The organism is Idiomarina sp. (assembly GCF_048265525.1).
GTDB lineage: Bacteria > Pseudomonadota > Gammaproteobacteria > Enterobacterales > Alteromonadaceae > Idiomarina.
The window spans coordinates 921,889-940,526 of record NZ_JBLXBI010000001.1 but is presented as its reverse complement, the minus strand read 5'-3'; the positions used below and the strand labels follow the sequence as shown (position 1 = coordinate 940,526).

17 protein-coding genes are annotated in these 18,638 nt (G+C 44.6%); 11 read left to right on the top strand and 6 right to left on the bottom strand.

Annotated features, from left to right (window positions below; translation table 11 throughout):
- The first annotated feature begins 130 nt into the window (after window positions 1-130).
- Both ACN0TF_RS04560 and ACN0TF_RS04555 read left to right on the top strand, forming a co-directional pair.
- Complete coding sequence (locus ACN0TF_RS04560; RefSeq protein ID WP_417440942.1) at window positions 131-346, top strand: DUF1653 domain-containing protein; 216 nt, start codon at window positions 131-133, stop codon at window positions 344-346.
- 9 nt (window positions 347-355) lie between these two features.
- On the top strand, window positions 356-889 hold the full coding sequence (locus ACN0TF_RS04555; RefSeq protein ID WP_417440941.1) for a DUF1543 domain-containing protein: 534 nt from the start codon (window positions 356-358) through the stop codon (window positions 887-889).
- A gap of 132 nt (window positions 890-1,021) precedes the next feature.
- Here the strand turns inward: ACN0TF_RS04555 and ACN0TF_RS04550 are convergent, their stop codons facing one another.
- The 4 genes from ACN0TF_RS04550 to ACN0TF_RS04535 form a co-directional block, all read right to left on the bottom strand.
- Entirely contained in the window at window positions 1,022-1,462 is a 441-nt protein-coding gene (locus ACN0TF_RS04550; protein WP_417440940.1) for a histidine phosphatase family protein, read from the bottom strand.
- Window positions 1,463-1,610: 148 nt separating this feature from the next.
- Window positions 1,611-1,910: a DUF3325 domain-containing protein gene (locus ACN0TF_RS04545; RefSeq protein ID WP_417440939.1), complete on the bottom strand. Its 300-nt coding sequence runs from the start codon at window positions 1,908-1,910 to the stop codon at window positions 1,611-1,613.
- Window positions 1,907-2,248 carry a hypothetical protein gene (locus ACN0TF_RS04540; protein ID WP_417440938.1) on the bottom strand — a complete coding sequence of 114 codons (342 nt, stop codon included), beginning with the start codon at window positions 2,246-2,248 and terminating at the stop codon, window positions 1,907-1,909. Before ACN0TF_RS04540 ends, ACN0TF_RS04545 begins: the two co-directional genes overlap by 4 nt.
- Window positions 2,235-3,749: a PepSY-associated TM helix domain-containing protein gene (locus ACN0TF_RS04535; protein WP_417440937.1), complete on the bottom strand. Its 1,515-nt coding sequence runs from the start codon at window positions 3,747-3,749 to the stop codon at window positions 2,235-2,237. Before ACN0TF_RS04535 ends, ACN0TF_RS04540 begins: the two co-directional genes overlap by 14 nt.
- 143 nt (window positions 3,750-3,892) lie before the next feature.
- Between ACN0TF_RS04535 and ACN0TF_RS04530 the strand changes: the two genes are divergently transcribed.
- Entirely contained in the window at window positions 3,893-4,438 is a 546-nt protein-coding gene (locus ACN0TF_RS04530) for a DUF924 family protein (RefSeq protein WP_417440936.1), read from the top strand.
- A 98-nt stretch (window positions 4,439-4,536) separates the two neighbouring features.
- Window positions 4,537-6,588: a TonB-dependent receptor gene (locus tag ACN0TF_RS04525; protein ID WP_417440935.1), complete on the top strand. Its 2,052-nt coding sequence runs from the start codon at window positions 4,537-4,539 to the stop codon at window positions 6,586-6,588.
- Window positions 6,589-6,591: 3 nt separating this feature from the next.
- Here ACN0TF_RS04525 and ACN0TF_RS04520 read toward each other — a convergent pair whose 3' ends face one another.
- Window positions 6,592-7,260, bottom strand: a complete 669-nt coding sequence (locus ACN0TF_RS04520) for a haloacid dehalogenase type II (protein WP_417440934.1) — start codon at window positions 7,258-7,260, stop codon at window positions 6,592-6,594.
- A 169-nt stretch (window positions 7,261-7,429) separates the two neighbouring features.
- On the opposite strand from ACN0TF_RS04520, the gene ACN0TF_RS04515 reads away from it, so the two are divergent.
- From ACN0TF_RS04515 to ACN0TF_RS04490, 6 genes are all read left to right on the top strand, one after another.
- On the top strand, window positions 7,430-9,805 hold the full coding sequence (locus ACN0TF_RS04515) for a TonB-dependent receptor domain-containing protein (RefSeq protein WP_417440933.1): 2,376 nt from the start codon (window positions 7,430-7,432) through the stop codon (window positions 9,803-9,805).
- A gap of 65 nt (window positions 9,806-9,870) precedes the next feature.
- Window positions 9,871-10,665, top strand: coding sequence for a DUF817 domain-containing protein (locus ACN0TF_RS04510; RefSeq protein ID WP_417440932.1), 795 nt, complete (start codon window positions 9,871-9,873; stop codon window positions 10,663-10,665).
- Between the two features lie 20 nt (window positions 10,666-10,685).
- The gene (locus ACN0TF_RS04505; protein ID WP_417440931.1) at window positions 10,686-11,846 is read left to right on the top strand and encodes a benzoate/H(+) symporter BenE family transporter; all 1,161 of its coding nucleotides are present in this window, start codon (window positions 10,686-10,688) and stop codon (window positions 11,844-11,846) included.
- Window positions 11,847-12,197, top strand: coding sequence for a hypothetical protein (locus ACN0TF_RS04500; RefSeq protein ID WP_417440930.1), 351 nt, complete (start codon window positions 11,847-11,849; stop codon window positions 12,195-12,197). It abuts the gene before it with no gap.
- A 143-nt stretch (window positions 12,198-12,340) separates the two neighbouring features.
- The gene (locus ACN0TF_RS04495; RefSeq protein WP_417440929.1) at window positions 12,341-14,635 is read left to right on the top strand and encodes a hypothetical protein; all 2,295 of its coding nucleotides are present in this window, start codon (window positions 12,341-12,343) and stop codon (window positions 14,633-14,635) included.
- Complete coding sequence (locus tag ACN0TF_RS04490; RefSeq protein ID WP_417440928.1) at window positions 14,635-16,359, top strand: toxin-antitoxin system YwqK family antitoxin; 1,725 nt, start codon at window positions 14,635-14,637, stop codon at window positions 16,357-16,359. The genes ACN0TF_RS04495 and ACN0TF_RS04490 overlap by 1 nt, the downstream gene beginning before the upstream one ends.
- Before the next feature lie 86 nt (window positions 16,360-16,445).
- On the opposite strand, the gene ACN0TF_RS04485 is transcribed toward ACN0TF_RS04490, so the two are convergent.
- Window positions 16,446-17,381, bottom strand: coding sequence for a D-2-hydroxyacid dehydrogenase (locus tag ACN0TF_RS04485; protein ID WP_417440927.1), 936 nt, complete (start codon window positions 17,379-17,381; stop codon window positions 16,446-16,448).
- A gap of 207 nt (window positions 17,382-17,588) precedes the next feature.
- On the opposite strand from ACN0TF_RS04485, the gene ACN0TF_RS04480 reads away from it, so the two are divergent.
- The gene (locus ACN0TF_RS04480; protein ID WP_417440926.1) at window positions 17,589-18,632 is read left to right on the top strand and encodes a hypothetical protein; all 1,044 of its coding nucleotides are present in this window, start codon (window positions 17,589-17,591) and stop codon (window positions 18,630-18,632) included.
- Window positions 18,633-18,638 lie beyond the last annotated feature (6 nt).

Sequence of the window (18,638 nt, the reverse complement as noted above, 5' to 3'; positions counted from 1 at the left end):
TAGTTAAGCCCTTTAATCACAAACCATTCTTTTCGGGTGACCGGGAGCAAATGAATAAACGCTAAACTACAACTTTTGGTAGCATGCTTTCAAAGTACTTTAGTAACCATAAGCATTGGAATAAACCAACATGACCATAAAGCCGGGTATTTACGAACACTACAAAGGCGGGCGTTACCGCGTTATTGATATTGCTCGCCATAGCGAAACAGAAGAGTGGATGGTGCTTTATCAGCCCCTGTATGGGGAACAGGAACTTTGGGTTCGCCCCTTTGACATGTTCGTGGAAGCGGTGAACATAGACGGCAATGACGTGCCCCGATTCTGTTTTATTGGCAATGAGTAAGGGAAGACAATGAACGAAACCAATAACAAGCTCTTTTTAGTTTATGTGGGCGGCACGGCGCCTGGAGCCAATATTGAGTTGCATGACATTCGCTTTGTAGTAGGGCTGAGCATGGAAGAGACTTATCCGGCTATTCGAAAAGGCTGGTTCGGCACGCAAAAAGGACTGCACCTGGACAGCTTTGTCCATTTGCACCATGTGGATGGCTACCGAATTCATCTTACTTCTAAAGCGCCTGAAAAACCTGCGGAAAAACGCTTGTACTTCGTTAATTTTGGTGGCTATTTTCCGAATAAGCTGGCCGAGTATCATGACTTTACCGTAGTGGTTGCAGACTCACCACAATCCGCAAAGCAACTGGCTCGCGCACAAGTTTCCAAAGCCGGCTTAGCGGACGCTGAGCAAATTCATAAAGACGACTTACTGGCGGTGGACGACTGCTTGTGCGTCGATTTGGTGGGTAACCACTATGTGACGCTTGAATTTGACGGTGAACAACAGCCTTTGGTACCCGACTGGAAAGGGTATCAGCCACTGCCATAAACTGTCGATATATGAAGTGCCAGAACATCGCTGTTTGCCTAAAGAAAAAGAAATAAGGAACGAAATGATTTCCTGGTTCAGAGCTAACTGGGAATAAACTCTTCATCAACTGCATGGCCGGTCGTACGAGTTTCATTCTACGGCCGGAACATAAAGCCTGTTTGTCACTACGCTGTCACCGTTAACAACAACCTGAAATAAGTCACCGTAGTCATCTTCTTCAAGTGTTTTGGCGGTTCCGCCTGCGGCTTTTACTAACTCCGATATCGTGTTGCTGTGACCGATAATAAGTGCATTCTTTTTCAGGCCTTTGATACTGGCTATTATTCCATCAAAATCTTTAGAAGGGTAACTCTGAACGGAGAGGCCAAGATGCTTTCCAAGAGCTTCGCCTGTCTGTTTGGTGCGTTTAAAATTGGTAGAAAATATAGCCTCAATATTACTGTTTTTTAAAGTTTGAGCCAGCATGTGCGCCCGCTGTTGACCCGCAATACTTAGCTCGGGGTCAGTTTTCTCATCGGTTTTCTCCATGTGACGAGTAAAGTAAAGAGTATAAGTGTCTGCAAATGCCATAGTAGTGAAAGTACTAACGAAAATTAAAAGACAAAGTAAACGGCGCATAAGATTTAGAGGTCATAGTTTGTGTTTGGTTTTTGAGAGTAAAACATAACTTTATGTTCCTTCTGGAGCAAGTTTGTGGCGCATTCTTTTTATTAAGCTTTTAACGTTTAAAAACCTTATGCTCTCGTTTGCGTTGCTGCTGAACAGCTAATAGCGCGGAAATAAGCAGTGAAGCGAAAGTCAGAATACCAAACCAGATCAGTATTCCGTCTACAGGGTTTGGCATTAAGCTTGTGCCGGCCAGAGCAAGACCGAGCAATATAAAGCCTGCAGTTTTATAGATCCGCTCGGCACGCATAGTTAACGGCTTTAAATGAAATAGCTTTCGGTGCCGGGCTGTGACAATACACAATAACCAAAAGCCCGCTATGCTCAGAAGCCAAAGGGTAATAGATATCATGATGTCACCTCAGTTGACGTTGGCTGGTCTGAATTATGGGACTGCAGTTGCGTAAAGCCAATAGTCAGAGCAATACCACAAAGCAACAGTATGAGACTCGTTTTCAGTAATTTGCGAGTGGCGATAATCCACATAATTAGGCCGCAGTAGACTCCGAAACTCAGTAACATCATCCACATTAAGCTTGTGGCTTTATTCCAGCCAAAAACCGATAAAAACAGTTCAGGCGTGAAGACTGTAACAATAAGCGTAAAAATGAACCCACCGACTGTTGCTAGCAGAACTCGATAACTTACGGACAGTTTAGACGGCGCATTTGCTATTTTATCTTTCAACATTATTTTGCGTCTCCTTTGAATTCCATTTGCGAAACAGATACCAGGTAAGCCCTAGAAACGCGGCTGCCGTTGAAATGAAGCTGATATCCATGCCAAATAAAGGCCAGTCGCGCGGGTACTGATAATTCAGAAGGTGCCGGTCGACAGTCATAAAGCTGACAATGGGCAAGCTTAGGTAGGCAATGGTATTAAGCAGTGCGCCGTCTCGCCAGGTTTTTCGGGCGCCGCGAAGCAGCGGATAGCAGACCATTAAAAGCCAGCCAAAGAAGAACCAGGCAATTTCAAGCTCAGCCCGTTTGTCGGCCGCTATGGGTAGCAAACGATTACTGAGGAAGTAGGTGGCAACGGCAAGTGGAAGACCCATAATAAAACCTGCGTTTAATCCGCTGACTAGATAATGACCGAATGACAGGTTGCCACTGGCTTGCAGTTTCTTTTTGCGTTTTTCAAACCACAGCACTAAGCCTGTGGCTATCATCAAGGTACCCAGAATTCCTGAGAAGAAGTACAGCCAACGCAGCTGAGTATCGGCAAAGCGACCGGCGTGCAGGCCTATCATGGTGCGCCGTGTCAGTTCTGCGCTATTTTCTACGGGCTGGACATGTAACTGCTCACCAGTGACGGCTGAATAAGTCAGCGTCGTATAGTCTGACATAAGCGATTGAGTAGGCGCTTCGTAGAAAGTGACGGTGGCATTCGTATCTCCGGGATGACTAATTTGAGCTAAACGAATGGGGTTGCCCTTTATGTCTTCCCGCGCTTTAAAATAAAGCTCCTGCAAGTCAGCTAAATCTGCGCTTTCACCACTTGCCTGTAGCGTAGGGGGTTGGGACTGTAGGTCGTTAAAAAACTCACCTCTGTCGCCATAGCTTAGCGACACGGCCGAGGACATATACATCAGCATTAATGTGACTAAGCCGGTGTAGGTGATCATAAAATGGAAAGGTAGAGCTAATACCGACGTAATAGTATGCCCGTCGAGCCAGCTGCGTGGACCTTTACCTGGCTGAAAGGTGAAAAAGTCTTTGAATATTTTTTTATGTATGACTACGCCGGTAACTATGGCTATCAGCATAAGCATGGCGCATATGCCGACCAGCCAGCGGGCAATAAATACCGGCATATAGTGAAGGTCAAAATGAAAACGATAAAGGAAGTTGCCGCCGCGGGTTTCACGTTGCTCAATTCTTTTACCATCACCGTCAAGAACGGCGAACTCAAAACCACGGCCATTACTGGCATTACGGTCACGCCAAAAAATAGTGGTAATGGGAGATCGCTCATCGGGCAAGGTAATGGACCAGCCCGGCGAGTCAGCGGCTTGCTCTTCAAGGTAGTCTTGTGCTTGTGCAACCGCCTTTTCGGGCGTTGCATGTTGCTTTACATCGGGAAGCATCCATTGTGTAATCTCGAACTGAAAATAGGCTAATGTTCCGGTCAGAAAAACCGCAAACAGTATCCAGCCTACAACTAATCCAGCCCACGTATGGAGCCAGGTCATACTGTCTCTGAATCGTGCTTTCATAATAGTAAAAGTGATTTGTTTAGTTTTTGTCAGAGCAGTATTAAACCATAGAATGCATACTAATGAAAACCATTATCATTTGCGTTATCGGTGTTTAATTTAATTTTTGGAGACTTTATATGGTTGCTAAAGCGAACGAAGTTATCGAATTCTGGTTCAATGAACTGACGCCAAAGCAATGGTTCGTCAAAAGTGACGAGCTGGATAAATCTATTAAGAAGCGGTTTTCTGACACCCTGGAAGCTGCTGAAAAAGGTGAGCTTTGGCATTGGCGCGGGACTGAAAAAGGCCGTTTAGCCGAGATTATTGTACTCGATCAATTTTCGCGCAATATCTATCGGGATACGCTGAAAGCCTTTGCACAGGACGCTATAGCTTTGGTGCTGGCGCAGGAAGCTGTAGCTCAGTGTGCAGACGAATCGTTAGAATCTCATGAGAAATCTTTTTTATACATGCCCTATATGCACAGTGAGTCGAAGTTGATTCACAAGCAGGCTATTGAGCTTTTCGACCAACCAGGCCTAGAAAACAACTATCAGTTCGAAGTGAGGCATAAAGAAATTATTGATCGTTTTGGTCGTTACCCGCACCGAAATGCCATATTAGGTCGTGAATCCACCTCTGAAGAGGAAGCGTTCCTTAAACAGCCGGGGTCCAGTTTTTAACTTTGTCGCCAGATTCAGCCTTTTGCTCTCAAATTTTCACCGGGAGTGCTTTCCGTAAGGTAAACTGCGAAAAATTTTGAGAAGGGATAACTCTGTCAATGAAGACTTTCAAGCTCGCGTTTCTTTCTGTGGTTGTTTCAGGTGCTTTGTTTAACTCCGCGCAGGTAGCTGCGCACGATGGTATTGAACGAATATTAATTTCTGGGCATCAGGCGAATTTGCTGGGGCAGGCCATGTCGGCTTCTGAAGGTGTTCTAGGGCAACCTGAAATAGAAATTCGGCCTATGTTGCGCACCGGCGAGTTAATGGAACTGATTCCGGGAATGAGTGCAACTCAGCACAGTGGCAGCGGCAAAGCGAACCAGTACTTTTTACGTGGCTTCAACCTCGACCACGGCACTGATTTCGCCACTTATATTGATGGTATGCCAGTTAATATGCCAACTCATGGACACGGTCACGGCTATACCGATATTAACTTTCTTATTCCTGAGCTGATTGAACAGGTGACCTATCAGAAAGGTTCTTATCACGGTGATGTGGGCGACTTTTCCAGTGCCGGTAGCGTGGGTTTCAGTACCCAAATGAACCGGAAAAAAGGCCTTGCAAAAGTGAGCCTGGGTGAAGACGCTTATCAGCGGGTTTTGCTGGCTGACAGCGTTTCTCAGAACAGTACTAATACGACATTATATGGGCTTGAGTATCAGACTTATGATGGCCCCTGGACGGATATTGACGAGGACGTTGATAAAATCAATGCGGTAGTACGTCACAGCATCCGTACTTCTGAGGGTGTTCTCACCTTTGGAGCTATGGGTTACGAGAATGAGTGGAACAGTGCTGACCAAATTCCTTCCCGGGCGGTAAGTCAGGGCATTATTGATGAGCTGGGTTCTATTGATGACACTCTAGGCGGCAAAACTCATCGCTACAGCGTCAATGCCATTTACACAACGGCCGATTATGCGCTAACCGCCTATGTTATCGACTACGAGTTGTCGTTATTCTCAAACTTTACGTATTACCTTGATGATCCTGTGCTGGGCGACCAGTTTGAGCAAGTTGATGACAGAAAAATTTACGGTGCATCGGGTAGTTGGCATCCGGATGACAACCTGACTCTGGGCTTCTCAACCCGCTACGACGACATTGGCGAAGTCGGCCTGCACAAGTCGCAACAACGAGAACGACTGGGTACGGTAAGAAGCGATGAGGTTAACGAATGGAGCACCGGCGTTTATGCCAGCTACGACTATCAGTGGACTAGCAGACTACGAACGAATGTGTCATTGCGCTATGACTACTTTGATTTTGACGTTAACTCCTTAGTTGATACTAATATCTATAACGTGGCACTTGCTCCGAACAACGGTGAAACTTCGGATGACCTCTGGTCTTTTAAAGGAAGTGCCAACTATTTATTAACTGACGACGCGGAGTTGTATCTGTCAGCCGGGCAGGGCTTTCATTCCAATGATGCAAGAGGCACGGTGACAAGTGTTGACCCGAATAATGGCGACGCCGTTGATTCAGTTGATCCGTTGGTCAGAACCTTTGGTTACGAAGTTGGTGTGCGCTGGCGGCCTAATGCCAAATTTAACAGTTCACTGGCACTGTGGTCATTAGAACAGGACAGCGAGTTATTGTTTGTGGGAGACGCTGGTAATACAGAGGCCAGCCGTCCATCAAAACGGCAGGGCATCGAATTGGCTGCCTATTACAATTACAGTGACCAGCTAAGTTTTGATCTTGAATACGCTTATACCGATGCTGAGTTTGATGACAGCAATGTGCTTGAACAGGAAATACCTGGTGCTATGGAAGACATTCTTCAACTGGGCGTGACAAAACGCTTTGATGACAACTGGTTTTCAACGGTTCGTCTACGCTACTTGGGAGAGCGTCCGTTGGTTGAAGACAACTCAGAGCGTTCCGATAGCTCGACGGTTGTAAACTTCATGGTTGGCAAGAAATGGAACGCTTGGGCGGTGAACCTACAGGTTCTTAATGTGTTTGACAGCAATGATCATGACATAGACTACTTTTACGCATCGCGGTTGCCGGGCGAGCCGGCAACCGGTGTGGAAGACTTGCATTATCATGTAATGGAGCCAAGAACCGTTCGCTTTGGACTGTCGTACGAGTTTTAAACCTTACTTTATATTTTCAATCAGCTGCGAAAGCGAGCTTACGGTAATGGTAGGCTCGATTCCCCATGGGTCAAACTGAGCCTCTTTTGTTCGTTTTACCCAGGCGGTTTTCCAACCAGCGGCATTAGCCCCGATAATGTCAAAACTGTTACTGGAAATAAGCCAGGTGTTCTCAGCCTGACCGCCCGTTTTATCAAGAAAATGTTGATAGACTTCCGGGTCAGGCTTGAAGCTTTTAATGTCTTTACAGCTTATAACCTCATTAAAATAGCTGCTTAATTCGGCTTTCTCCAGCAACCCGGAAATGGCCTCCTGGCTGCCATTGGAAAAAGCAAAGCAACCCATGCCCGATAAGCTCAACTTGCTAAGCGCCGCCTTGGCATCATCAAATGCGGGCAGACGCGTATAGGTATCGAGCAAGTCTTCTTTTTGCTCTTCATTTAAAGGCGAGCCGTATTCGTTGTTGGTAAACTCCAGCGCTTCCTTAGTGCAAATTGCAAAGTCCTGATATTGCCGCATAAGTCCGCGACGAAACGAATATTCTAATTGCTTATCACGCCAACGACTGGAAAAACTCTCTGCTTTGTCTGTGCCAAGGTATGAACTTAATGTTGAAACCACACCTTGTGCGTCGATAAGCGTGCCATAAACGTCAAAAGCCAAATTCGTCAAAACTACACTCCAGATACTTTAAATACAGGTTCTTCTTCTACGAAAAAAATGGCAATTTAGCTCGCTTTTATTTTTGCTAATACGAATTATTGTTATTTGTATTTACATTTGTAAACAGCATGGGTAGCATACGCAACCGCTTAACTCATTAAATTAAGGATAAACAGAAATGGACAAACTTGTACCCAGTTCACTGGCAATACTTATTGCATCGGCTCTAGGAAGTAGTGCCTTGGCAGACGAATACACGGTTCCTGACGATATTGAGCGTATTGTCGTAACAGCCGCTGGATTTGAGCAGAAAATTACCGAGGCACCTGCAAGTATTTCTGTTATCTCAAGTGAAGAAATCCGCTCGCGTTCTTTCACTTCGCTGCTCGATGCGGTGAAGTATCAGGAAGGTATCGATATAGGAACCAGCCGTGACAAAACCGGCCAGGGCAGTATCAGCATGCGCGGTTTAACCGGCGACTACACCTTAATTCTGGTGGACGGTATACGACAAAACAATCATGGTGATATTTATCCGAATAACTTCGGTGGTAATGCCTTTAACCATATTCCGCCACTGGAAACCATTGACCGGATTGAAGTTATCCGTGGTCCGGCGTCCACCTTATATGGCGCCGATGCGCTTGGTGGTGTCATTAACGTCATTACTAAAAAACACACGGAGGACTGGTCAGGTGCTGTAACCTTCGGGCGTAGTCTGCAAACTAACGATAACTTTGGTGATGATTTTACAACGGACTTCAGTGCCACAGGGCCGTTAATTAAAAATGTTTTAAGTCTGGGAGTACGTGGAAGCTTGTATGATCAGCAAGCGTCTTCGCCAGAATTTGAGCCAGCAGTTGACCCAAATGGCACGGTACATGTTCGTCAGCTGGGTTTTGGCAGTGGCGGGCGTACTGTTGACAACAAAGACGAGCATTACGGATTTTCACTGTCATACACGCCAGCAAAGAACCATCATATAAAGTTCGATTACGATGACTCACATCAGTCTTACGACAACACGCCTTCTTATGATGTAGAAAACGACACCATTACCTACCCTCTGGGCACAAAAGACAGTATTGAGGCTCTTTGGCAGGCGCGTGGAGGAAATGTAAACCCTCGTGCAGGCTACGCGGCTGATCAGACTTTTGATCGCAGCTGGTGGTCAATAGCACATGACGCAGACTGGTCGTTTGGTACCAGCATGATTTCTTTATCTTATGTAGACACACAAAATAATGGCAGAACTTTGCCGTTAAGCGTGGATGAGCGTTTATTGCTGCAGGAAATGTACGATGGCACCGGTGAGTATGCTGGCTTGGGCGAAGATGAGCGACGCTCAATTGCAGAAGAAACTTTCTTACCGCGACCCGCTCGTCAATTAGACAGTAGTCAGTATACCGTCGATGCACGACTGGACATTCCTGTTTCAGGTTTTGCCGGACATCATAACTTTGTTATTGGTGGTCAGCTTATTGATGGTGAACTGGAAGACGGTGTATTTGGTTTAGAGGAAGGTAGTGCTGGCGCCATTCAAGAGCAGAAAATGTACTCCCTGTTTGTGGAAGATAACTGGATGCCGATTGCCGATTTCACCCTGACCGGCGGTGTTCGTTACGACAAACACGATGTTTTCGGAAGTCAGGTATCGCCGCGCCTTTATGCGGTTTATAACCTGAGTTCTGCATGGACGCTGAAAGGGGGCGTTAGCACCGGTTATAAGACGCCAAAAACTACCGACTTGTATGATGGCATCGTTGGGTTTGGTGGACAGGGAACCATGCCTTTTGCCGGCAACCCGGAGCTACAGCCTGAAACCAGCGTAAACTCTGAAATTGCACTTTACTGGAATTCAGACAACGGTGACCATAACTTTAACATCACCTACTTTAATACACGCTTTGAGGACAAAATTGCCCGCGGCGATACAGTTTTAAGCTGTGAAGCAACCGATAACGTACGTCCTTGCGTTAACTTGGGTGAGTATGAGCAGTTGGGTTATGACTCATGGGCACAAAGTATCAACATTGACGAAGTTGATGTTCAGGGCGTTGAAGTGGCGGCGCGTTACGCAATAAGTGAAGCCTGGTCACTACGCGGTAACTATACATGGACCGACAGCGAGCAGAAAAGCGGTAGCCAGATTGGTCAGCCTTTAACGAATACAGCTGAGCACATGGCCAATTTATGGTTGAACTGGAGCGCTTCAGATAACCTGGCTATCTATTTGCAGGGTGAGTTCCGTTCCGATCGCTACCGTGGTTATGACAGTGTTACCGAACAACAACTGTACTTTGAGAACTACAGCTTGTTTAACTTAGGCGCTAATTATAAATTAACGGAGTCGGTAGATTTGAACCTGCGCATCAATAACTTATTTGATCGTGACTTTACGACCTACTCAACAACTTATACGGACCTTAACGGTGATGGTGAGTTTGAGTATGTCACCGGACGTGGTGCCGTTAGCGAAGTTGTTTTCACGGATGATTACAATGTGAAAGATAAAGCCAGAAACTTCTGGTTTGGTGTTACCATTAGCTTCTAAATTGCCAGCAGGTAAGGCACTATTATGCAGTGCCTTACCTGTTCTGAATTCTCTGGATTGAAGATATGGACATCAAGACGTTTGCAAAGGAGCTGTGGTTATTTGGTGTAAAACAAGCTTACGCCTGTGTTTTCGGTGGTTTTTTACTGGCACTCATGCTGATAACCAAGTTCTGGTATCCGCTGGAAGCATTACATCGTTACGACTTCATTTTCCTGGCCGCTATCGGCTTTCAAATTCTTCTTTTAATCTTCAGGCTTGAGACTCTGCGCGAATGCGTTGTCATTCTGGTGTTCCATGTAGTAGCTACGGTTATGGAGCTGTTTAAAACCTCAGACGCAATAGGTGCCTGGGTTTATCCTGAAGACTATGTGTTTGGTATTGCCAACGTGCCTCTATTTACAGGGTTTATGTATAGTGCCGTTGGCAGCTATATTGCCCGGGTCTGGCGCATCTTCGAATTTGAATATTCTTATTATCCACCCAAGAGCCTCACTTTGGTTTTAGTGACCCTGGTTTATATCAACTTTTTCAGTCATCACTATATTTGGGATATGCGTTGGGTTTTATTAGCCTTTACTTTTTTCCTGTTTTACCGGACAGCTATTTATTACAAAATTAATAGAACGCATCGCAGTATGCCTCTTTTACTGGGATGGTTTCTTGTTGCGCTATTTATCTGGTTTGCTGAAAATATTGCCACTTATGCCAATATTTGGATTTATCCGAACCAGGCCAGCGAGTGGCAAATGGTGCCGCTGGCCAAGTTAAGCTCCTGGTTTTTATTGATGCTACTGAGCTTTGTATTAGTGGCTTCAATTAATAAAATTAAAATACGCAAAAGAAACGAAGCGATATAAACAGACCACAAGGAAGTGCCATGAGGTTTTCTATTTCTCATATTATGGCTGGGGCGACAGCTGTTTTTGTTGGTTACAGCAGTGCGGTTGTTTTAATTCTCGAAGCCGTAAAAAGCCTCAATGGCTCGGTGGCGTTGCAGAGTTCCTGGTTGCTGGCTTTAGGTTTAGCTATGGGGCTAAGCAGCATTATTCTGTCGTGGCGATATAAAGCCCCGATATTGACTGCATGGTCCACACCGGGTGTTGCACTACTCATTATTGCACTTGCCGGTGTTTCAGTCGCTGAAGCGGTTGGCATTTTTATTTTTTCATCGGGTTTAATTTTACTTAGCGGCCTAAGCGGTATCTCTGACCGACTTTTAAAATACATTCCTGTCGAAATAGCGGCTGCCATATTGGCCGGCATTTTACTTAAGTTTGTTCTTGCTTTAGTTCCAGCCTTTGATAATCAGCCTTTAATTACTGCAACTTTAGTCATTGTTTATTTTGTGATGCGGAAGCTTACACCCAAGCTGGTTTTTTTCTGGGTGTTGCTGGCTGCAGTGGGCTTGCCGGTGCTGACAAAGCAATTCGATACAAGCCAGTTGATAGTCTCCGCTCCCGACTGGGTCTGGGTATGGCCTGAATTCAACTTCTCTTTACTGGTTGGGGTTGGCATTCCTTTGTATGTTGTGACTATGGTGTCTCAGAATCTGCCGGGTATTATGATGTTGCGCAGTAACGGCTATGCGGTGTCGCTGTCTCCGCTGTTACGGGTGACAGGATTATTCGGTGTCATTATGGCTCCGCTAGGGGTTTTCGCAATAAATCTGGCCGCAATTACAGCCGCAATTTGTCAAACCACAGATGCCGATACTGATCGCAATCAGCGTTACAAAGCGGCCATAGCAGCGGGCGTTTTCTATATTATTGCCGGGCTTGCTGGCTCATTAATTGTTGGGCTGTTTCTGGCTTTACCAACCGAAGCGACATCGGCTCTGGCTGGCTTAGCTTTACTACCAGTGCTTGCCGTTAACTTCCGGCAGGCGTTTAGTCATGAAGAGACTTTGCTGGCTTCGGTTATGGCTTTTATTGTTACAGCATCTGGGGTCAATTTCTTAGGTATTAATAGCTCATTCTGGGGCTTATTAATTGGTTTAGTCGGGTATTATTTTCTGAGTAATGTCGGCAGGGAAAAGTAGATGAAGAAATTTATATTATTAAGTGCATTCATATTATCTGGTGCAGCATTCGGAGATACGCTGACAACAGAACACTATATTGTTGAAATTGAACGCCACTGTCAGGAGGGTTCTGTTACATGCGATAACGTGAGTTATGTCGGCGTGTCGAAAATATCAGGCAATCGCATAGAGCTTAACGGCAAAACTCTTCATTCACTTTGTGCTGATGGAGTGACTCCTTGCAGTTTTCAGGGGTATCAATTCAAAAACGGGAATACGACTTATAAAGTCTTGGAATCAGGTTTACTTCAAATTATTCAAAATAATGAAGATGTTCTGGTGGAAGAACAGGGCGACTGGTCATATTAAGTACTTAATTGAATTATCAGTGTAAAGGATCTGTTAAGACTGGCAGTCTGTATTGAGCCAGGATTTAATACTGCTTATTATATGACTTTATTCATATTCGTTTATAAATTTTAAGGAAGCTTATGTTAGGGCGTCTATCATTCGTGGCTTTTTCAGCTCTTCTCGTTGTAGCTTGTTCTGAAAGTGGCCCTCCAACGACCTTATCGTTTAACCCCGATGACGGTGAGCAGCGACGGTATCAAATGTACTCGGATACCAACATCAAAGTTGAGAGTAAGCATTACGGCAACCGTTCAGAAAGACTCAAAACTATGATGTTACTGGACTATGAAGTGTCCGATAAATCCGATGTCTACAGCATAAGAATGAAACCTCAGTATATGCGAATGGAGTTTCCGCAAGGAGATTTTACGAGCTTTGAAGATGATGGTCGTGGAAGCTCTGGTGATAGCATTCGGAAAATGATGGATGCCGGGTTCACTGTTGATATCGATAAAGACAGTAGCGCAATGGTGGACTTCATCATTCATGAAGAGCCGGAAGATCTTCGTAAGCAAGGGTTGGATCCTTTACAAGAAATATTAAACGACGAGTTCGGACGTCCGGGTTTTATTAATGACTTAAAAGTTGAAAAAGGCGCAACTCAGACCATAGAGCTAAAAAAACCATTACCGGAAATTACCTTTCAAGTAGAAGACTTTACCGATAGTACGGTGACTTTATCAGCGACTGGTGAAAATAATGAGGCAAAAGTGTTCGGTTATGTTGTGCTGGAACGTGACACTGGCTGGACTCAGCGTTTAACTATGATTATGGATATGCCGCTTCCTGAAGAAGCTGCGGTATCTAATGGCTCAATGCGAATGGTGACGTCAATTTACCCGGAAGACTGGCTGTATGGTCAGAACCTGGAGCATTTGGGTTATGACGAGCCTTTTACCATTGATAATACGGACTTTAGCGAACTTAACTCAAACAACAAAGCGACCGATGCAGAAGTATTAGCTAATGATTCAGGAAAAATGGATTTTTACGGTGGTCATATTTCTTTGACATATAGCCATCCCGGGGTAAGTTTTGAAAGTATGGGCTCTATGTCGATAAAAGCGAAAGACTTTATAGCTAAAGATAGTGAGGGGAACGCTCTTGATATTAAGCTTCATGAAAATGGGGTTTTTACATATACAGACAGTAGTAACGAAAAATCAGAAACGTTAATGCATTTACTCCCTTTGGGCTGGACTGATGTCGTTGATGATCTTGAGCAAATGACATCAATAGAAGCGACTCTGGAACGCTATGAAACAAGCTATGAAATTGTTGAGTTTCCAATAGATAAAGATGGCTCGAGCATAGAAATGCATGGCGCCAAAGCGATTTTGGTTCCCACCAAAAAGGACAAAGAGTTTGAACTGAAATTAACGGCCACTAATGACGCTTATTTCGATAGCCAGGTAAATGGGGTTAGCCGGGCGGTTTTAAATTACGACACAGATGCATCGGCACCTGACTGGGTATCTAGTGCAGAGAGCCGCGCGTTAGCTATTGCCAAACGAGGAGACTATGCGGTAACTCTGAGAATAGCGTTTGAGGATGAATTGCCTGAGACAATTGAGCTTAAATTTAACCGTGTTACAGATAATAAAACTTCTGAGAAGAAAATTGTTTTTTATGATGAAGAAACGCTTAGAAGTGATACCTCGATTGCCCCGGTTGATACCGTTCCTTTGTTCAAATCGGATGAGATGGCGGTCTCAGTTAATGATCGGGATCTTGAGTTTTCTACATCGACATTGGGTGAGTTAGAGCCTACCAGTTTTGACCGCCCTCAGCTGTACTTAACTCTAAGCCCTGAACAGGCGGGTGTTTGTGAGCTGGATACCGAGGGCAAAAGTGAGGGAAACAAACATAAGCTGGTCATGAGAGAAAATGCTGATCCCAATAGACGTAATGTTGTTTCGCATTTAAAAATGCCGAAAAAAGTGGTCTATCAATTAATGACAGACGACGGTGTACAGCGTTTCTTTTACGATACTGAAGTTGTCTTAGAACTTCGTTGTGACGGGCAGCCGGAATGGCAGTCAGTCGATATCGCTTTAGGTGAAAAAAGCTGGATGATTCCGGTTGAATCTCTGCTGGGCGAAGACTGGGACGAACAGCAGGCTGAAGTCGCTATGAGTGAGTTCTTAAGAAAGTATCGTTTTCTGAATGCCAAAGGAAAAGCGTTAGCAGTCCTGCCACAGAACGATGGGGGCTATTCTGTCGACTACTTAAATTCAGAGTTTAGTGACTTTGTGTCCAACGATGGTTTTTTACGTATTGGTGGGCGAGTAGACAAAGTTGAGCAACTTATTGCTAAAGGTGACCCGGTAACAAAAGAATGGACTCACCAACTGCCCCCTATGCCTGATTTTGAATCTTTACAGGAGGCCAATTAATGACTTTCAGTAAAGTACTTTTTGCTATCGCTTCCAGTTTAATTGTGTCTAATGCCTTTGCATTTTCTGCCGAGCAAAATGGTCAGAATAATGAAGTGCCGGAAACAGTGGCTGAAGCTGAGAAGTCAATTAAATGGCTGGATGATGAATTACAGCCAACAGATGACAGAAGTGAAGCCGAATATTTATTAGATAAAGTAGAAAAGACAGACGACGGTTTTCGTCTTTTTATCAACTACATTGATGGCGGGCCTTATTATGAAACTGGCTCAGATTCCCTTAATTTTGCTGAGGCCATAGCGATTGGGCCGTATAAAACCTACTTTGAATCTGGTGTTTTAAGATCGGAAGGTCAGCGGGATACTAATGGTGAACAGCAAGGTGAAACTACCGTTTACTCCAAAAATGGTCATAAAAAACGTGAGATGACCTATAAAGATGGTGAGCTCAATGGACCTTACAGAACTTATGCGTCGACAGGTTACTTATTGACCGAAAAAACCATGAAGGACGGCGAGCGTAATGGTTTGATGCGTCATTATTATGAAAATGGTCAGGTTAAGTATGAAGCTGAATATAAAGATGATGTTGAGCAAGGAATAGGAAAACGTTGGGACTTTGAAGGGAATTTGGTTAAAGAATCCTTTTATGAAGATGGTGTGCTCAATGGTTTGTCAACTGACTATTATGAGGATGGTTCGGTTAAACGAACGCAAGAATATAAAAATCGTAAACGGGTAGGCGAAACTAAGCTGTATCACAAAAACGGCGAATTAAGGCAATATGAAAAGCGTAACGACGATGGAAAACTGCTTACATCCCGTAGCTATGATGAAAACGGTCAGTTAATTCGTTCAAGCGAACATGTTGAAACCGCCGAACACGGCTTAGTTAAAGTAAAAAAATGGTACAACGATTCGGAGCAACTGACCCGCTTAAACCGTCAGGCTGTTGATAATAGCTGGCGATTAAATGAAAGTTATGATGAAGATGGAAACGTGCGAGACCGCCGTGAGTTTAAAGGCTACGATCTGCATGGCCTTTATATTTCTCGATATGGAAATGGTCTGGAAAAAGTCCGTTTTGTTGAAGGTAAGCGGCATGGCCCCTATACGATAACCGATAAAGACGGAAAGGTTACGACCTCCGGTGAATACGACCATGGGAAGAAAGTTGGTGAATGGGTTTCAAAAGACAGCTACGGTGAGATAAACGAGCATTACGACCAAGAGGGTAAGCTTGATGGTGTCCGTGAAGTCTATGGTGAAAATGGTGATTTGCGTTTACGCGAGCACTATAAAGATGACTTGCTAGACGGGGCTTATCAGGAATACGCCGACGGTGAACTCGTTGTTGAAGGCGAGTATGTCGAGGGTAAACGCGAGGGAGAGTGGCAAGTTGCTCTTGGCTATGCGCCTTATGAAATATCCCGGGGAAGCTATGAAAACGGCGTTAAAGTAGGGGAGTGGCGTACTTATTCTCCACAAGGTTACTTGCGTGGCGTTGAGTCATTCGATAGTGACGGCTACCTGGACGGTATTGTTGTGAACTTCACTGATGAAGGCGCGTTATACAATATCAGCAAGTATAAAAGAGACAGGCGACATGGAAAAAGCTGGTCTTATACAGAATCAGGGCAGCCGTTTTCAATCTCTGTTTACGAGGATGGCAGGTTGAAAGAACAACGCTTTGAGGACGAATTTGAACTGAGTGAATTTCCTTAAACGAAAGCTTATTAACCTTGATTAATACGTGTTGGCAGCGTGAAAATAGCTGCCAACACATTAATATTCGAAAGTTAACTCAAGTTTTAGTTCTTGCCCTGAATACTCTGAATATTTTCGGCAGTAAGCTCCACAATGCGCTGCCGCGCTTCAGGTGATGTCCAGGCGTTGTGAGGTGTGACAATCAGGTTTAATCCCTCGTTCATCGCATCCAACAAGGGGTTGCCACCTTTAGGCGGTTCCTGAGGCAGAACATCAGCGGCAACACCACCAATTTCTCCCGCTCGTAGCGCCTCGACAACATCCTGTTCATTGATAACACCACCTCGGGCATTATTAATAATCAGTGCGTCTTTTTTACAAAGTTTGAGATTATCTGCGTTAAGTGAGTTTTTGGTGTCATCCGTTAACGGACAATGAAAAGAGATAACGTCTGCCGAAGGTAGCAGCTCATTTAGCGTTGGTCGCGGGTCATCTTTCTTTCCGGGGCGTGCTGAGAACTCAACGTGCATTCCTAAAGCTTCCGCCAGAGTTTTCACTTCCTGGCCGAGCTCACCAGAGCCGACAATAACTAACTTCTTGCCAGCCAGTTGAATAATGGATGGGTCTAACAGGCAGAACATGGACGAGCTTTGCCAATCGCCGGCTGCAACGCGTTTTTGCATGACCGGTTGCTTAGTCGCCAGCGAAAGCATCATCATCAAAGTATGCTGAACCACGCTCTCTGTACCGTAAGCTTCAACATTTTTAACCGGAATATTCAGTTTCTTTGCTGCTGCTAAGTCGATATTGTTCATTCCGGTGGCTAACACGCAAATTAGCTTTAACTGCTCAGCGGACTCAATAGCCTGTTCATTAATGACGACTTTATTTGTTATAACAATTTCAGCATCGTTAATCCGCTCATTAACCTGCTCGGGCGTTGTTGAATCATATAAAATCAGCTCGTCGACGGACTTTTCAATGGCGGAAAGATCAATACCTTTGCCCAGGGTTTCTGCATCGAGTATGACAGCTTTCATTAATTACCTCTTAATGGCGTCTTTGTTTGCATAGGAGCTAAACATCTTACCAGAAATTATAAAAACACATTTAGTTAGGCTTAATTTCGTTTTTTAGCACCATTTAGAGTCATAAAATCAGTTTGTTATGGGAAGAGTTTTACAAATATTGACTGGTATCGAAAAGACCGAAGCATTAAACTGACCACCTATTTTTAACTAACTTCTATGTTGATTGCCGTGTTCTATCAGAAAAATAACAAAGCCCTTATTGAATTGCTAAAGCGCACTGAAACGCAAGCGCTTAACAGCCGTACCAGAGAGAATCTCGACGCGGTAATTGATGACTTGAAAGGTTTTTCCGGAAGCTACCAGTTTAATATGAAAGCTTACTGGATAGCCTTTACTGTTCTTCTGTTGGCAACCGCCGCATTAACATACTGGGACTGGTCTCAGTGGCAACGTTTTCAGCAAAGTACCTGGATTATTCTGGCTGTAGGTAGTGTTTTAACTTTGGTTGCCGGAATTACCGCTTTTTACCCGGGCAGGCTTATGACCAAGGCGTCGCATGCTTTACTGCAACGCGATGGTTTACTGGATAATGACTTGTCGCCTGCTGTATTTGAGAGCAGAGCGGCGTCAAATGAGTTCCAGCATCGCTTTAGTGATTTTAATCGGGGTAATTACAAACGTGAAATTCGTGCGCTTTATGATGGAAGCTACAGTGGCAGCGAATATTCCTTTCAGTATCAGTATTATCACTTTCACTATGTTGATGAGCGGATTGTCACTGAAACCTATACGGACAGCAAAGGTGAGGTAAGAACACGCAGAAAGAAAGTCTACGATCATTATGATCGCTACGGGCTTATTTTGCCTTTCGGCTTGTTACGCAATGTTGCTGTTGTAGGTTTTGGCCTTCCGGGGGCAGGAAAAGCCACTTATAAGCCAGCGTCCAACCGTTTTAACAAAGAGTTTAAAGTGGTCGCTGCCAGTGAATTGGAAGCTGCAAAAGCGATGAAGCCAACCGTGGTTATCGCTTTTGAAGAGTTCTCTGAGGTACTATCGCAAATGAACTTCGAGGTGAATGACGCTGCTGATTTGTGTCTTTCGTTCGCAGACAAAGACCTTATTGCCACCACTAAAGACGCTAAGATATGCGACTATGAAGCCTTTATTGAAGCCTTAGAAGGCGAGCAGGAATTTGCAAAGTTAAAGGCATCGCTTGATTTTATCCACTATGTAATGACCAAACTGGACAGTAACTTTTAGGAGTAA

Excerpts from the sequence above, each read along its gene's own strand:
- ACN0TF_RS04560 (WP_417440942.1), top strand. The coding sequence starts at position 131 with ATGACCATAAAGCCGGGTATTTACGAACACTACAAAGGCGGGCGTTAC.
- ACN0TF_RS04490 (WP_417440928.1), top strand. The coding sequence starts at position 14,635 with ATGACTTTCAGTAAAGTACTTTTTGCTATCGCTTCCAGTTTAATTGTG.
- ACN0TF_RS04485 (WP_417440927.1), bottom strand. The coding sequence starts at position 17,381 with ATGAAAGCTGTCATACTCGATGCAGAAACCCTGGGCAAAGGTATTGAT.
- ACN0TF_RS04480 (WP_417440926.1), top strand. The coding sequence starts at position 17,589 with ATGTTGATTGCCGTGTTCTATCAGAAAAATAACAAAGCCCTTATTGAA.
- ACN0TF_RS04525 (WP_417440935.1), top strand. The coding sequence starts at position 4,537 with ATGAAGACTTTCAAGCTCGCGTTTCTTTCTGTGGTTGTTTCAGGTGCT.
- ACN0TF_RS04540 (WP_417440938.1), bottom strand. The coding sequence starts at position 2,248 with ATGTTGAAAGATAAAATAGCAAATGCGCCGTCTAAACTGTCCGTAAGT.
- ACN0TF_RS04555 (WP_417440941.1), top strand. The coding sequence starts at position 356 with ATGAACGAAACCAATAACAAGCTCTTTTTAGTTTATGTGGGCGGCACG.
- ACN0TF_RS04505 (WP_417440931.1), top strand. The coding sequence starts at position 10,686 with ATGAGGTTTTCTATTTCTCATATTATGGCTGGGGCGACAGCTGTTTTT.
- ACN0TF_RS04535 (WP_417440937.1), bottom strand. The coding sequence starts at position 3,749 with ATGACCTGGCTCCATACGTGGGCTGGATTAGTTGTAGGCTGGATACTG.
- ACN0TF_RS04500 (WP_417440930.1), top strand. The coding sequence starts at position 11,847 with ATGAAGAAATTTATATTATTAAGTGCATTCATATTATCTGGTGCAGCA.
- ACN0TF_RS04530 (WP_417440936.1), top strand. The coding sequence starts at position 3,893 with ATGGTTGCTAAAGCGAACGAAGTTATCGAATTCTGGTTCAATGAACTG.
- ACN0TF_RS04515 (WP_417440933.1), top strand. The coding sequence starts at position 7,430 with ATGGACAAACTTGTACCCAGTTCACTGGCAATACTTATTGCATCGGCT.
- ACN0TF_RS04510 (WP_417440932.1), top strand. The coding sequence starts at position 9,871 with ATGGACATCAAGACGTTTGCAAAGGAGCTGTGGTTATTTGGTGTAAAA.
- ACN0TF_RS04550 (WP_417440940.1), bottom strand. The coding sequence starts at position 1,462 with ATGGCATTTGCAGACACTTATACTCTTTACTTTACTCGTCACATGGAG.
- ACN0TF_RS04545 (WP_417440939.1), bottom strand. The coding sequence starts at position 1,910 with ATGATATCTATTACCCTTTGGCTTCTGAGCATAGCGGGCTTTTGGTTA.